This is a genomic window from Candidatus Pelagibacter sp. (assembly GCF_052049975.1).
In the GTDB taxonomy this organism is placed as follows: Bacteria; Pseudomonadota; Alphaproteobacteria; order Pelagibacterales; family Pelagibacteraceae; genus Pelagibacter.
Genome location: NZ_JBNGYZ010000001.1, coordinates 616956 through 631347, shown reverse-complemented (window position 1 = coordinate 631347; position 14392 = coordinate 616956). Strand labels below are relative to the sequence as shown.

The following is a 14392-nucleotide window of genomic DNA, read 5'->3' as shown; positions in this document are numbered from 1 at the left end:
TTTATTTTCTCCTAATTCTTTTTATGATTGATTGAGCGTGTCCCTCTAATCTCTCATAATTTGCAAGTGTTATAGCTGATGGCCCAAGACTTTCAATACCCTTTTTTGATAAGTTTATATAAGAGATTTTTTTAACAAACTCTGAAACACTTAGTCCACTGGAGTATTTGCTAGTTTTATTTGTTGGTAACACATGGTTTGTCCCTGGCACTCCATAATCTGTCATCGCCATAACCGCATATTTTCCTAAACAAATTGAACCTGCATTTTTGATTTTTGGTATTAAAGATTTATAATTTTTTGTATTTAACTCCAGGTGTTCTGGTCCAATCTTATTTATTATCTCTATAATCTTTGTATCAGAGTTAATAAACATAAGTATTCCATTTGTGGTTAAGCTTTTGTTTGCAATTGATAATCTCGGTAATTCTTTTAACTGTTTTGTAATTTCATTTTTAGTTTGCTCTAAAATTTTTTGATCTTTAGAAATTAAAATACATTGTGCAAGTGGATCGTGTTCTGCTTGACCAAGTAAGTCACTAGCAATCCATTCAGGATTTGAAGTTTTATCAGCAACAATTAAAATTTCAGATGGACCGGCAGTCATTGCCTCAATTCCAATATCACCAAATACTTCTTTTTTTGCTGCAGCAACATAAGAGTTGCCTGGGCCTACGATTTTATTGACTGGTTTAATTTTTTTTGTTCCATAAGCAGCAGCTGCAATTGCAGAGGGACCACCAATTGAATAGATCTCTTTTATCTTACATTTTTTAGCTGCATACAAAACTGCAGGATTTTGTTTACCTTTATAACCAGGATTGATCATGACAATTCTTTTTACACCAGCAACAATTGCTGGAATTGCATTCATTAAAACGCTTGATGGATATGAGGCTGTGGATCCAGGTACATAAATTGCAACAGACTCTAATGGTACATATTTATAATCAATCTTGTTTTTATACTTATCAGTGTATGAAATATTTTTAAATTTTTGTAAGGAATGAAATTTATAAATTCTGTTATATGCAGCATCGATTGCTTGCTTAACTTTTTTATCTAATGATTTAATAGAATTACTTATTTGTTTTGAACTTGGGACAATTACATTATTTTTGTTAAATCTTTTTTCATATTTTAATAAAGCTTTATCTCCATTATTTTTAACATCTTTAATGATGTTAGTTACAGAAACACTGATTGATTGTAATTTTTTTCTTCTTTGATTTAACAAGCTTTCTAGCGATTTATCAAAATTTTTACTTTTAAAATTTAAGGATTTCATCTTAATTTGTTTGATCTTCTAATCTTACTTCTATTGCTTCAGTGCCAAGAGATATAAGAGCATTATTATTAAAGATTAAATCAATCTCGTATTCATCATTTTTTTTCAAATAATTTATACCAATTAATTCAAGTGGTTGTTCTTGGTTTTTTTGATCTATGTTTTTCGATTTTACACTGCTCACAAAATCAAATTTACATATACTGCTAACTTTTTTATCTTCTTCTCCAGCTTCAACTTTGGTTCTTTCAATGGATAATAAAAATACTTTGTTTTCTTTGAGATATTTTATGTTTGCAACATTTGTTTTAGCTCCAGAGCAACAAGCTGATATCATTTGAAGCCCCTCATTATCTACTGCAATAATTTTTGCTAAATATTTTTTTTCACTCATTTTATTCTTTTTATTTTAACACCAATTTTTTTCAATTTATTCTCAATATTCTCATACCCTCTATCTAAATGATAAATTCTGTTTATTGTCGATTTTCCATTAGCAATTATAGCGGCTAATACAAGTGCAACAGAGGCTCTCAAATCACTCGACATTAATTCTGCTCCATTGAAATCTGTTTTACCTTCTATAATAGCTTTATTATTTTTAATAACTATTTTTGCACCCAGTCTTTGTAACTCTGCAACGTGCATAAATCTATTCTCAAAAATACTTTCAGTAATGCTACTTTTGCCATTTGCCTTACATAATAAAACCATGAATTGAGCCTGAAGATCAGTTGGAAAACTTGGATACTCTTTTGTTTTTATATTTTTTATTGGTTTAATTTTGTCTGGTCCTTTAATTAGAATTTTATTTTCTGAAGTTTTGATTTTAGCACCAACTTTTTTTAGTAAATTTAATTCAGTATTAATGATTTTTGAATCTAAATTTTTTACCTCTAATTCTCCTCTTGATAATGTTGCAGCAACACAAAAAGTGCCAGCTTCTATTCTATCTGCCATTACAGAATATTCTGTTTCACTCAGAGATTTAACTCCTACAATTTCACAAGTTCTGCCTTTCCATTTAATGTTTGCTCCAGCTGTGTTTAAAAAATTTGTTAAGTCTTTTATTTCAGGTTCAACAGCACAGTTTTTTAAAACAGTTTTGCCATTAGCTAAACAAGCTGCGATGATTGTATTTTCTGTTGCTCCAACACTTATATTTGAAAATGTAATTGTTGTTCCTCTCAATTTTCCATTGGACTTTGCGTGAATATATCCTTTTTTAATGTTATATTTCATGCCCAGCTTTTTTAATGCTGATAAGTGATAATTAACTGGTCGAGCACCAATTAAACAACCCCCTGGTAATGAGGTAATTGATTTTTGAAATTTAGAAACCAATGGTCCTAGAACAAGAATTGATCCTCTCATAGTTTTAACAAGGGAATAACTTGCAAAAGTTTTCATATTTTTTTTATTCTGAATTCTTGCCGTTCTTTTGTCTTTAGAGAGACTAATTTTTGAGCCTAGAGATTTTAATAGACTTAACATTGTATCTATATCTCTTACTCTTGGTAAGTTCTTTATCGTGACAGATTTATCAAATAATAATGTAGCTGCTAATATTGGTAAAGAAGCATTTTTAGATCCAGATATCTTAACTTGGCCTTTAAGTCGGCAAGGACCATCAATCAAAAATTTATCCATAAAACTATTTTATTTTAGCAACTTGTATAGTTGTCTGACCTTGGTATTTACCGTTCTTTGATTTATAAGTTGTCTCTGGTTGTGTTTCAGATTTAAAAAATAAAAATTGAGCTATTCCTTCATGAGAATAAATCTTAGCTGGATTAGGTGTTGTATTAGAGAGCTCAATTACAATATTTCCCTCAAATTCATTTTCAATAGGAGTAACATTACAAATTATACCTGTTCTTGCATAAGTACTTTTACCAACACAAATACACAAAACATCTTTTGGAATTCTAAAATACTCTACCGTTTTTGCTAAAACAAAAGAATTAGGTGGGATAATACAATGTGGGCCTTTTCGCTCTATAAAATTGTCATCAGAAAAATTTTTTGGATCTACTAATGAATTGTTTACATTTGTAAAAATTCTGTACTCATCTGAAATTCTCACATCATAGCCCATACTACTTAAACCAAATGAAATTTTCCCTTCAGAAACTTGATGATCTAAAAAAGGCTCGATCATGTTGTATTCTTTACACATTTTCTTAATCCATGAATCAGGCTGAATAGACATTATTTAGATTTTTTTTTATTTTTTTTTTGAAATAGTTTTCTTTTCTTTAAATTTTTTCTAAGAGCTAAACTTAAACGCTCATTTTTATCCTTAGTGGTCATTCCTTATCTGGGTTTGTAAGAAAATCTAAAGATATAGGTTTGTTTGGATCCAATGGTTTAGCTTTAGGTTCTTCTTTTTTTGGACCTTCTTTGGCTAATTTTTTTGCTTTTTTTTCCGCAAGCTTTCTCTCACGCTTAGCTTGCTTCTCCATTAATTTATTTCCTTTAGTAGATTTATAATCGTAATGAATGCCCATAAAAAAAATCCTTAGGTAGATATAAATCAATTTTCCAAAAAAATTAAGGCAATAATTTGTAAAAAATGCTTTATTATCAATAAATTACAAAAACTTTTTAACGCCCCCATAGTTAAATGGCATAACGTGTCCATGGTAAGGATAAATTTCAAGTTCGATTCTTGGTGGGGGCACCACTATTTTTTATAGAATATTTTTCTAACTATAATTGTAACAATTACCAGAATAATAAAAGCAACTATTGGAATATAAATATCCGGTGAAGTAATCAATTTAGTAAAGTTTGGCGCTTCTTCATTTTGATCAATTATTTTTTCTAACCCGCTTCCAAGAGATACCCAAATAAATACCTGAGGTACAATTCCAATTAAAGTTGCTATTAAAAAATTAACTGTCTTTACATTAAATATACAAGGTAAAACATTTGAAATCGCAAATGGGATACCACCCACAAAACGATAAACTAACAAATAATTAAGTTCTGATTTTTTAAATTTTTCTTCTAAACTTTGAAATTTATTCAAAAACTTTTCTCTTATAATTTCCTTTAAGAAATAGTTAGCAAACAAGTAAACACCTGTTGCACCAATAGACATTCCTACTACAACAATAAGCGTACCTAGCCATTTTCCAAAAACAAATCCTCCAAATAATGCTATGGGTGTTGCAAAACCAGAAGCAAGTGTCCAAACAATACAAAATACAAAAAACAAAAAACCTATAAAAAATAAATTAGATTGTCTTAACTCAAAAAAATAATCTCTGTTATTTTTTATAAAATCATAACTTGTCAGCTCTTGAAGAGTAAACTTTGAGAAGAAAAAATACAAAAATAATAAAACTGCTGAAACATAGAATAAAGCTATAAAAATTTTGACTTTTTTTGTTTTTTCCATGAATATTAATAATAAATTTTAAATCTTCTAATTGCTATTTATAAATTTAGTTAATATAAAGAGCCAAATTTTAACAAAAATCTAATCGAATTATACATATGAAAAGAACTTGGCAGCCAAAAAAGAAGAAGAGACTAAAGAAACACGGTTTTCGTTCAAAAATGAAAACTAAAGGTGGTCAGAAACTTTTAAAGAGAAGAAGAGCTAGAGGAAGAAAAGATTTAACAGTATCTTCGACAGTTAAAAGAAAAAGGAAATAAATCTATTTAATGAAAAGCAAAATTCTTGCTCTTTCTAAAAATGAAGATTTCAAATCACTTCTAAAGAAAAGAAAAGTCAGCAATAAATTTGTTACAATTTTTTTTGGTAAACTTTTAGGTAAAGATACCAAAAAACTTAATATAAGCTTTGTTACAAAAAGAAAAATTGGAAATGCTGTTAAAAGGAACAAAATTAAGAGAAGATTAAGAAATATAACTAATGAAGCAGTTAAAAAAGTGTCCATAAACTTTAACTATTCATTTCTTGTTATTGCTAAGCCAACTATGCTAAATAACGACTACTTAAATATAAAAGAAACTCTGTTTAAAGATTTTGAGAGAATTAAATAATGAATGTTTTTACTAAAGGATTAATTTATTTTATTAAAGGATATAAATATTTAATTAGCCCTTTACTTGGTCCTTCATGTAGATATTTACCAACTTGTTCTGAATACAGCATTGAAGCTTTAAAAACTTATGGTTTATTCAAAGGTACATTTTTAAGCTTAAAAAGAATTTTATCATGTCATCCAATAAAATTTTTAGGGGGTGGTGAAGGTTTTGATCCTGTTAACAAAAAAATTAAGGTTAAAAAATAATGGATCAAAAAAACGTAGTAGCAGCTATTTCTTTATCAGCAGCAGTTATAATTCTCTATTCATTATTTTTTGCTCCTGAACCTCAACCAAGAAATCAAAATTTGTCAGAAAAAGACAAAGTAGAACAAAATTCTGATGCACCTAGTTTAGATCAAAAAGAAAATTTAGTTAAAATTTCAAGAGAAGAAGCAATTGATCAAAATGAAAGAATACAATTTGAAAATGAAAATATCATTGGTTCAATTTCACTCAAAGGTGCAATTATTGATGATTTGACATTTAAAAATTATGATACTTCCTTAGAGAGTGACATCAATGTTACATTATTAAATCCCAGAAATATTGAAGATGGATACTTTATTGAAAGTGGTTTTGTTACTACTGATAAAAACATTGATATACCTAATTCTGATTCTGTTTGGTCTGTAATTGGCAATAACCAACTTAGAGAAGGAAATCCTGTTAAACTTGCTTGGACTAATGATCAAGGGATAACTTTTGAGAAAGAAATATCTATCGATAACAAGTTCTTATTTTCAATTAATCAAAAAGTAATTAATTCTACTGATAAAAAATACGACTTTTACTCATACGGCCAAATTATAAGAAATAAAATTCCAGAAGGGTTATCTAATTTTTATATTCTGCATGAAGGAATGTTAGCTGCATTAAATGGTGAGCTAATCGAGCAGGATTATGATGATATTGAAGAAGAAAAATTTTCAATGACTGCACAAAAGGGATGGTTTGGTGTAGGAGATAAATACTGGATTAGCTCAATAGTTCCTCCAAGAAATAAGGAATTTAAAACTACTTTTGATTATAAAAATAAGTTTAGAGCAAACTATATATCCACAGAACCGATGGAATTAAGTAGCAATTCCTCAATAGAGGACAATATGCAAATAATTGTTGCTGCAAAAAGAGTTGATACAATTGATGGTTATGCTGCAGAACTTAATATTGATAAATTTGATTTAGTGATTGATTGGGGATTCTTATACTTCATAACTAAGCCCTTATTTTATGCAATTGATTACTTCTTTAAATTGTTAGGTAATTATGGATTAGCGATAATAGCAGTTACCATTTGCATTCGATTGGTTTTCTTTCCACTTGCAAACTTTTCATTCAGAAGTATGGCGAAGATGAAAGCTTTAACTCCTGAAATGACAAGACTTAAAGAATTGCACAAAGAAGACAAAATGAAGTTACAGCAAGAAATGATGGCTCTTTATAAAAAAGAAAAAGTAAACCCTATGTCAGGTTGTTTACCAATAATGATACAGATCCCTGTATTTTTTGCTTTATACAAAGTTTTATTTGTAACGATCGAGATGAGACAAATGCCATTTTATGGATGGATACAAGATCTAAGTGAACGTGACCCTACTAGTTTATTTAATTTATTTGGACTACTTCCTTATGATGTACCGTCATTTTTAGTTATTGGTGCTTGGCCAATTGCAATGGGTGTTTCAATGTGGGTACAACAAAAATTAAATCCTGCCCCTACTGATCCAATGCAGGCTAAAATTTTTGCATTCTTTCCACTATTTTTAACTGTAATCTTGGCGCCATTCCCTGCTGGATTGGTAATTTACTGGACAGTAAATAATATTTTAACAATGGCACAACAACTGTTCATAATGAAGAGAACTACTGTAAAAACTACTACATAGATGTCCTCTTTAAGTGATGCAGAGATTAATTCTATAATTCCTAAATCTGGACCTTCAATAGAACAAGTAAAGAAATACTTAGAAAAATATAATGATGAATATATTGTTATTAAATGTGGTGGAAGTGTATTAACTAATCCTGATTTATACAATCATTTGATTAATGATATTTCAACTCTAAGAAAATTAGGGTTTTATCCAGTCATTATCCATGGTGGAGGAAAAAGAATTACTGAAAAACTAAAAGAATTAGATATCGAGTCTAAATTTATAAATGGTTTAAGAATTACAGATGAGAAAACAATAACAATAGTTGAAAGTGTTTTATCAAATTTTAATCATGAAATAGTAAAATCATTAGAACAAACAGGAATAAAGGCACAACAATTTACATCAAAAGATAATTCAATAATTGAAGCTACAAAAGAAAATGATGAACTTGGTTATGTTGGCTTACCAAAAAATATAGAAAATTCAAAAATTCAAGACTCAATTAAAGCAAACAGAATTCCGGTTATTGCTCCTTTGGGTAAGGATAATCAAGATAACATTTATAATATAAATGCAGACACAGCTGCAGGTGCAATTGCCAAATCATTAAATGCAAGAAGATTATTAATATTGAGTGATGTTGAAGGAGTTCTGGATAAAGAAAGTAAACTTATTAGTGAAATAAATTCAGTAACCTCTGAAGAATTAATTCAAAAAGAGGTTATTACCGGTGGGATGATACCAAAAATTAATAATTGTTTAGATGTTGCTTCAAATGGCGTAAAAGGTGTGTGTATAATTGACGGAAGAAAGACTCATTCAGTTTTATTTGAACTTTTATCTGATCAGGGCTCAGGGACTTTAATAAGAAAATGAAGGAAATTAAGAATATAAAAAACATTCTTTTTGATTGTGATGGTGTTTTATACCAAGACCTTGAAGCAGTTTTTGGTCAAGTTAGTAGAAAAATGACCGAATACATTTCAAATAAACTTAATGTAGATTTAAAAAAAGCTAAAGAACTTCAAACAAATTATTTTCATAAATATAATACAAGCCTTAATGGATTAATGATCCATCATGATATAGATCCAAAAGAGTTTTTAGATTTTGTTCATGATATTGATTTATCATTTTTAGAGAAAGACACAGCTCTAAGGTATGAGTTAGAAAATATTAACTTAAAAAAGTTTGTTTTTACTAACGGTAGTTATGACCATGTAAAACATATAACTTCAACTCTTGGTATTGAGGATCAATTTGAAGGTATATTTGATATTGTTGATGCAGAATATCATCCAAAACCTGAAGCTAAGGCTTTTGATTTGATGATAGAAAAATTTAAAATAGACCCAAAAGAAACTTTATACATTGAAGATATAGCAAAAAATCTTTCAATAGGTAAGGAAAGAGGAACAATAACAGCTTGGTTAATAAACGATGAAGAATGGGGGAAAAAAGAATCTGATAAAGACTATATTGATTATAAAATAGAAAATCTTACTTTATTTTTAAAAGAAATAAGGTTATTAAAAAACCAGTAAATTATGACTATAGAAAATATTATAAACGAAGCATGGGAAAATAAAGATCAAGTAAATCAAAACTCTGATCAAAAATTAAAAGATACTATCAATCAAGTAATTGAAGATTTAGATAGTGGCAAATCTAGAGTTGCTGAAAAAATAAATGGTGAATGGGTAACACATCAACATCTTAAAAAAGCAATCATGCTAAGTTTTAGAATTCATGGAATGGAAACTTTAGATGGTCCGTATTCTGCTTGGAGAGATAAAGCACATTTACTAAAAGGAAAAACTGCAGGATGGACGAATGATGATTTTGAAAAAGCAGGATTTAGAATGGTGCCAAATACAGCGATGAGAAAAGGTTCTTATGTTGCAAAAAATGTAGTCTTAATGCCTAGCTATATAAATGTAGGTGCTTATATAGATGAAGGAACTATGATGGATACTTTTAGTCGAGCTGGTAGTTGCTGTCAGATTGGAAAAAATTGTCATATTTCTGCTGGAACAGGTATAGGTGGTGTATTAGAGCCAGCTCAAGCTTTACCAACAATTATTGAGGATAATGTGTTTGTGGGTGCTATGTCTGAAGTAGTTGAAGGCGTAATAGTCGGTGAAGGATCAGTATTAAGTATGGGGATGTATATTGGACAATCAACTAAAATTGTAAATCGAAAAACTGGCGAAGTTACATTTGGGAAAATCCCACCTTACTCAGTGGTTGTACCAGGTTCATTACCAGATAAAAATAACCCTGCTGCACCCTCTTTATATTGTGCAGTAATCATCAAACAAGTTGATGAAAAAACTAGATCAAAAACATCTGTAAACGATCTTTTAAGAGACTAAGATGCCAAAAATTGATGAACTACAGTTAGCTAAAGAGCTAATTCGATTTCCATCTATCACACCGACTGATGCTGGAGTTATGGGATACTTAGAAAAAAAATTAAAATCTTTAGGCTTTAAAACTAAAATTTTAACTTTTACTGAAAAAAACACAAAACCAGTGAAGAATTTATATGCAAGACTTGGAAACAAAAGTCCCAATCTATGTTTTGCTGGCCACTTAGATGTTGTTCCCCCAGGCAATACAAAAGATTGGACAATCAATCCTTTTAAACCTGCAATTAAAAAAGGTCATTTAATTGGAAGAGGTGCAAATGATATGAAAAGCTCTATAGCAGCGTTTGTTTCTGCTATTAGCAAATATGTTTCACAAAATAAATTTAACGGTTCAATTAGTTTACTTATAACGGGTGATGAAGAAGGTATTGCTGTAAACGGTACAAAAAAAGTTGTCGATTATCTCAAAAGAAAAAAAGAAAAAATAGACTTTTGTATTGTAGGTGAGCCTACCAATCCAAACAAATTAGGTGAAATGATTAAAATTGGCAGACGAGGAAGTATGAATGGAAAACTTACAATTCATGGAGTTCAAGGACATGTAGCATATCCACATCGAGCAAAAAATCCTGTTACATCAATAATAAAAATATTAAACGAATTTAAAAATATAAAATTCGATACAGGAACAAAAGATTTTCAGCCATCAAATTTAGAAATAACTAAAATGGATATAAATAATCACGCTGAAAATGTAATTCCTGCAACAGCTTCGGCTACTTTTAATATTAGATTTAATAATAAACACACATCTAATTCTATAAAAAATAAACTTAATAAAGTTATCAAGAAAATAACATCAAAAGATAAAGTAAAATCTGAAATTAATTACAGGGTTTCTGGTGAAGCTTTCTTATCAAAACCAAACTCTACTACTTTTATGATAAGAGATGTTGTGAAACAAATTACTAAAATTAATCCAAAACTATCTACGACTGGTGGAACTTCTGATGCAAGATTTATAAGAAAAATTACTCCTTGTCTTGAGTTTGGATTAGTTGGTAAAACAATGCATAAGGTTGATGAAGCAGTTTCAATAATTGATTTAAAAAAACTTACTAAAATCTACGAAACCATCCTAAAAAATTATTTCAATTGAAAACTGGATTAATAACAACTGATACTTATCAAAATCACAACACGGGTAATGGACATCCAGAAAAAATAGATAGGGTTTCAGTAGTCATAGACAATTTCAAAAAACTTAATAATCAAAACCTAATTTGGGAAAAATCAAAAAAATTTGATTTAAACCTCTTAAAATCAACTCATACCTCAGATTATATTGATTTTGTAGGGAACTCATTTCCTTCAAAAGGTTTGGAATTTTTAGATGGAGATACAATAGTTTCACCAGGTAGCAAAGATGCTACGACAGACGCTGTTGGCTCAATAATAACAGCAATAGATGGTGTGATTGAAAAGAAATACAAAAATGCTTTTTGTGCAGTAAGACCACCTGGTCACCACGCTGAAAAAGATAAAGCGATGGGCTTTTGTATCTATAATAATGTTGCAGTTGGGGCTACCTATCTAATAGAAAAATTTAACTTCAAAAGAGTAGCAATAATAGATTTTGATGTTCACCATGGTAATGGAACACAAGATATATTTTATGATAACGAAAAAGTTCTTTATATTTCCACTCACCAATTTCCTTATTATCCAGGATCAGGATCTGAAAGCGAAAAAGGTAAATTCAATAATGTTTTTAATCTACCCTTAGAGGCAGGCACAAACTCAGAACAATATTTAAACGCTTATGATTATGCTCTTAACAAGCTAAAAGAATTTAAGCCTGAATTTATACTGTTTTCTGCTGGATTTGATGCGCATAAAAATGATCCTCTAGCGCAATTAAAATTAGAAACTGAAGATTTTCATACGATCACTAAAAGAACGTTACAACTTGCAAAAGAATATAGTAATGGCCAAGTGGTTTCAATTTTAGAAGGTGGATATGATTTAAATGCATTAAGAGATTGTACTAAAAGACATGTGGATGCTTTAATAGAATTTAATTGATAATTATTTTTTTCCTAATAAAGAGATCAAGAAATGAAACTTTATAGAATAAACAAATCCAAAATTGATAAAAAAGGCAGAGGGCTTTACGCCACTAAAGATATAAAAGCTGGTACTAAAATAATTGATTACAAAGGCAAATTAATCACAAAAAAACAAACTGAAGAATCTGATAAATACGATAACAGTAAACCAATTTATTTATTCACTATAAATAAAAAATATGATCTTGATGGAGATTTCCCGTGGAACACAGCAGGTTTAATAAACCATTCATGTGATAATAATTGTGACTATGATGGCAAGGGACTAAAAATATGGGTCAAAGCAATTAAAGATATTAAAAAAGGTGAAGAATTCACTTGTGATTATGGATTTGGATTTGATGAAAATTACAAACAGTTCCCGTGTAGATGTAAATCAAAAAATTGTTGTGGTTACATTGTAAGAGCTGAGTCTAGATGGAGAATAAATAAGAAATTCGCAATGGGTAATAAAAAAAATCTAATAAAAAACTCTCTCAAGAAATAATCCCTCAGCCGGTGCAGGTGGTGCACAAAGTTTTCTATTTTTTGACTTAATTACTTTGACGAACTGATTTAATGTCCATTTTTGTTCGCCAACATATTTTAAACAACCAACCATAGATCTTACTTGTTGTTGTAAAAATGATTGAGATTGAAACTTTATTATAATTTTATTTTTACTTTTAGTGACGGTAACTTTCTCCATAGTTCTAATGGGGCTTTTTGCATTACAGCTTGAAGCTCTAAAAGTTGAAAAATCTTTTTTACCTAATAATTTTAAGGCACCCTTTTTCATTAAACCTAAGTCTAAATCTTTTCTTACATGCCAAGATCTTTTTTTATCAATAGCTGGCACACCTGTTCGATTAATTATTACATATTTATAAAGTCTTTTTTTTGCAGAAAATCTAGCATGAAAGTTAGAATTTTTTTTTATTAATTTTAATAATGTTACTTGATACGGATTTATAAAAAAATTAATCGAATTAAATATTTTTTTCAAATCTTTAATTTCATGTGAACAATCAAAATGAGCTGATTGTTGTATAGCATGAACTCCTGCATCAGTTCGCCCTGATCCATAAACTTTTATTTTCTCTTTTAAAATTTTAGATATTTCTTGCTGCAACAAACCCTGAACAGTAATTCCTTTTTTTTGAATCTGCCAACCTTTGAATTTAGTGCCAACGTATTCGATTAGAATTTGATATCTATTCATTAGGTAAGATCATGCCCTTTTTAATTCTGGAACCAAGCATAAACTCATTTATTGATTGCACTCTTTTGCCTTGTCTTTGTATTTCAACTATTTTAAGAGATTTATTATCTCCACAAATTATCTCTAATTGATCAGAACAAACTTCACCAACTTTTCCAACTGCATTGCCAATTTTTGCCTTTAAAATTTTATACCTTTCTCCATCAAAATTAAACCACGCACCAGGAACTGGATAAAGACCATTAACTTTTCCTAATATTTGTTCGGCTTTTTCATTCCAGTTAATTCTTCCCTCAGATTTTGCTATTTTAGGAGCATACGTTGCTTTGGAATGATCTTGTTCTATAAAATTTGCTTTATCATCCAAAACATCATCTATTTCATCAAGTATTTTTTCTGCTGCTAATAATGACAACTTTTCAGAAATTTCTTCTGCATTTTCATCTCCAATTTCCAATTTGTATTGATTTGACACAGCACCTGCATCTAGTTCCTCATCAATTTTCATAATACTAATACCTGTTTCTTTATCTAAATTCATAATTGATCTTTGGATAGGTGCCGCTCCTCTCCATTTGGGTAACAAAGATGCGTGAATATTTATGAAACCTTTTTTTGTAAGGCTTAAAATATTTTTTGGAATAATTTGACCATAAGCTACCACGATAGCAAGATCAGCCTTTAGATTTTTGATGTATTCATATTCTTCTTGATTATCTTTTAGTGTCTCCGGAGCTCTATACTCTATATTCAAAGTTTCAGAGATACCTTGTACAGGTGATTTATTTACTTTCTGACCCCTTTTAGATCTTTGAGGTGGCTGTGTATAAACGCAAGTAACTGGATATCCATTTTGATAAAGCGACTTTAAAATTGGCACTGAGAACATGGGTGTGCCCATAAAAATAATTTTTTTAAGCATCAATTATAGCACTGCTGAATTAGATTTTAATTTTGAAAGCTTTTTTAAAATCATCGATTTTTTTAATTTTGACAAGTAATCAATAAATAAAACACCTTCTAAATGATCCATTTCATGCTGAATGCAAGTTGCTAATAATCCATCAGCATTAATCAATTGTTTATCGCCATTATAATCTAAAAACTCAATATCACATTTGCTTGGTCTTTCAATTTCTGCAAATTGATTTGGAACTGATAAACATCCTTCTTCATACGCAGATTTAATTGGATTTTTATTTTTAATAACTGGATTTACAAAATATCTAGGTTCTTTTTTATTTTCATCTTTACTAATGTCCATAACAATTATTCTTTTAGGAACTCCTATTTGTATAGCTGCTAAACCTATTCCATTAGCTGCATACATAGTTTCTAACATGTCATCCATTAATGCTTGCTCTTCTTTGCCAACATTTTCTACAGGTTTTGAAATTTGTCTTAGAATTTTATTTGGCTCAGTTAAAATGGTTCTTACAGTCATGATTTTATTTTAGTCTA

19 protein-coding genes and 1 tRNA gene are annotated in these 14392 nt (G+C 29.4%); 11 read left to right on the top strand and 9 right to left on the bottom strand.

The features are described 5' to 3' along the window. Position 1: 1 nt before the first annotated feature. The 5 genes from hisD to ACTT9U_RS03200 form a co-directional block, all read right to left on the bottom strand. A complete protein-coding gene (gene hisD / locus ACTT9U_RS03220) occupies positions 2-1288 on the bottom strand; it encodes a histidinol dehydrogenase (protein ID WP_440931749.1) in 1287 nt (428 codons plus the stop codon). Between the two features lies 1 nt (position 1289). Beyond that, positions 1290-1682, bottom strand: coding sequence for a DUF2948 family protein (locus ACTT9U_RS03215; RefSeq protein WP_440931748.1), 393 nt, complete (start codon positions 1680-1682; stop codon positions 1290-1292). After that, entirely contained in the window at positions 1679-2938 is a 1260-nt protein-coding gene (gene murA, locus ACTT9U_RS03210; protein ID WP_440931747.1) for a UDP-N-acetylglucosamine 1-carboxyvinyltransferase, read from the bottom strand. The genes ACTT9U_RS03215 and murA overlap by 4 nt, the downstream gene beginning before the upstream one ends. A gap of 4 nt (positions 2939-2942) precedes the next feature. Next, positions 2943-3500: a dCTP deaminase gene (gene dcd, locus ACTT9U_RS03205; protein ID WP_440931746.1), complete on the bottom strand. Its 558-nt coding sequence runs from the start codon at positions 3498-3500 to the stop codon at positions 2943-2945. Between the two features lie 97 nt (positions 3501-3597). Next, complete coding sequence (locus tag ACTT9U_RS03200; protein ID WP_440931745.1) at positions 3598-3798, bottom strand: hypothetical protein; 201 nt, start codon at positions 3796-3798, stop codon at positions 3598-3600. Positions 3799-3900: 102 nt separating this feature from the next. Here ACTT9U_RS03200 and ACTT9U_RS03195 point away from each other — a divergent pair. Next, positions 3901-3974: transfer RNA gene (locus tag ACTT9U_RS03195), tRNA-Thr, on the top strand. Here ACTT9U_RS03195 and ACTT9U_RS03190 read toward each other — a convergent pair. Further along, on the bottom strand, positions 3975-4694 hold the full coding sequence (locus tag ACTT9U_RS03190) for a TVP38/TMEM64 family protein (protein WP_440931744.1): 720 nt from the start codon (positions 4692-4694) through the stop codon (positions 3975-3977). Positions 4695-4792: 98 nt separating this feature from the next. On the opposite strand from ACTT9U_RS03190, the gene rpmH reads away from it, so the two are divergent. The 10 genes from rpmH to ACTT9U_RS03140 are packed head-to-tail and all read left to right on the top strand — an operon-like array spanning position 4793 to position 12217. Further along, on the top strand, positions 4793-4954 hold the full coding sequence (gene rpmH / locus ACTT9U_RS03185; RefSeq protein WP_440931743.1) for a 50S ribosomal protein L34: 162 nt from the start codon (positions 4793-4795) through the stop codon (positions 4952-4954). Positions 4955-4963: 9 nt separating this feature from the next. Then, positions 4964-5305, top strand: a complete 342-nt coding sequence (gene rnpA, locus ACTT9U_RS03180; RefSeq protein ID WP_440931742.1) for a ribonuclease P protein component — start codon at positions 4964-4966, stop codon at positions 5303-5305. Next, on the top strand, positions 5305-5556 hold the full coding sequence (yidD, locus tag ACTT9U_RS03175) for a membrane protein insertion efficiency factor YidD (protein ID WP_440931741.1): 252 nt from the start codon (positions 5305-5307) through the stop codon (positions 5554-5556). Before rnpA ends, yidD begins: the two co-directional genes overlap by 1 nt. Next, a complete protein-coding gene (yidC, locus tag ACTT9U_RS03170; protein ID WP_440931740.1) occupies positions 5556-7238 on the top strand; it encodes a membrane protein insertase YidC in 1683 nt (560 codons plus the stop codon). The genes yidD and yidC overlap by 1 nt, the downstream gene beginning before the upstream one ends. After that, positions 7239-8105, top strand: coding sequence for an acetylglutamate kinase (gene argB / locus ACTT9U_RS03165; protein ID WP_440931739.1), 867 nt, complete (start codon positions 7239-7241; stop codon positions 8103-8105). It begins immediately after the preceding gene. Then, positions 8102-8773 (top strand): pyrimidine 5'-nucleotidase, encoded by a 672-nt coding sequence (locus ACTT9U_RS03160; protein WP_440931738.1) that lies wholly within the window; start codon positions 8102-8104, stop codon positions 8771-8773. Before argB ends, ACTT9U_RS03160 begins: the two co-directional genes overlap by 4 nt. Positions 8774-8776: 3 nt before the next feature. Further along, positions 8777-9604 carry a 2,3,4,5-tetrahydropyridine-2,6-dicarboxylate N-succinyltransferase gene (gene dapD / locus ACTT9U_RS03155; RefSeq protein ID WP_440931737.1) on the top strand — a complete coding sequence of 276 codons (828 nt, stop codon included), beginning with the start codon at positions 8777-8779 and terminating at the stop codon, positions 9602-9604. 1 nt (position 9605) lies between these two features. Continuing rightward, complete coding sequence (dapE, locus tag ACTT9U_RS03150; protein ID WP_440931736.1) at positions 9606-10760, top strand: succinyl-diaminopimelate desuccinylase; 1155 nt, start codon at positions 9606-9608, stop codon at positions 10758-10760. Further along, a complete protein-coding gene (locus ACTT9U_RS03145) occupies positions 10757-11686 on the top strand; it encodes a histone deacetylase family protein (protein ID WP_440931735.1) in 930 nt (309 codons plus the stop codon). Before dapE ends, ACTT9U_RS03145 begins: the two co-directional genes overlap by 4 nt. Positions 11687-11719: 33 nt before the next feature. Further along, positions 11720-12217, top strand: coding sequence for an SET domain-containing protein (locus ACTT9U_RS03140; protein ID WP_440931734.1), 498 nt, complete (start codon positions 11720-11722; stop codon positions 12215-12217). On the opposite strand, the gene truA is transcribed toward ACTT9U_RS03140, so the two are convergent. The 3 genes from truA to def are packed head-to-tail and all read right to left on the bottom strand — an operon-like array spanning position 12191 to position 14375. After that, complete coding sequence (gene truA, locus ACTT9U_RS03135; protein ID WP_440931733.1) at positions 12191-12931, bottom strand: tRNA pseudouridine(38-40) synthase TruA; 741 nt, start codon at positions 12929-12931, stop codon at positions 12191-12193. The genes ACTT9U_RS03140 and truA overlap by 27 nt on opposite strands. Beyond that, positions 12924-13853 (bottom strand): methionyl-tRNA formyltransferase, encoded by a 930-nt coding sequence (gene fmt / locus ACTT9U_RS03130; RefSeq protein WP_440931732.1) that lies wholly within the window; start codon positions 13851-13853, stop codon positions 12924-12926. Before fmt ends, truA begins: the two co-directional genes overlap by 8 nt. Before the next feature lie 3 nt (positions 13854-13856). Next, entirely contained in the window at positions 13857-14375 is a 519-nt protein-coding gene (gene def, locus ACTT9U_RS03125; RefSeq protein ID WP_440931731.1) for a peptide deformylase, read from the bottom strand. Positions 14376-14392 lie beyond the last annotated feature (17 nt).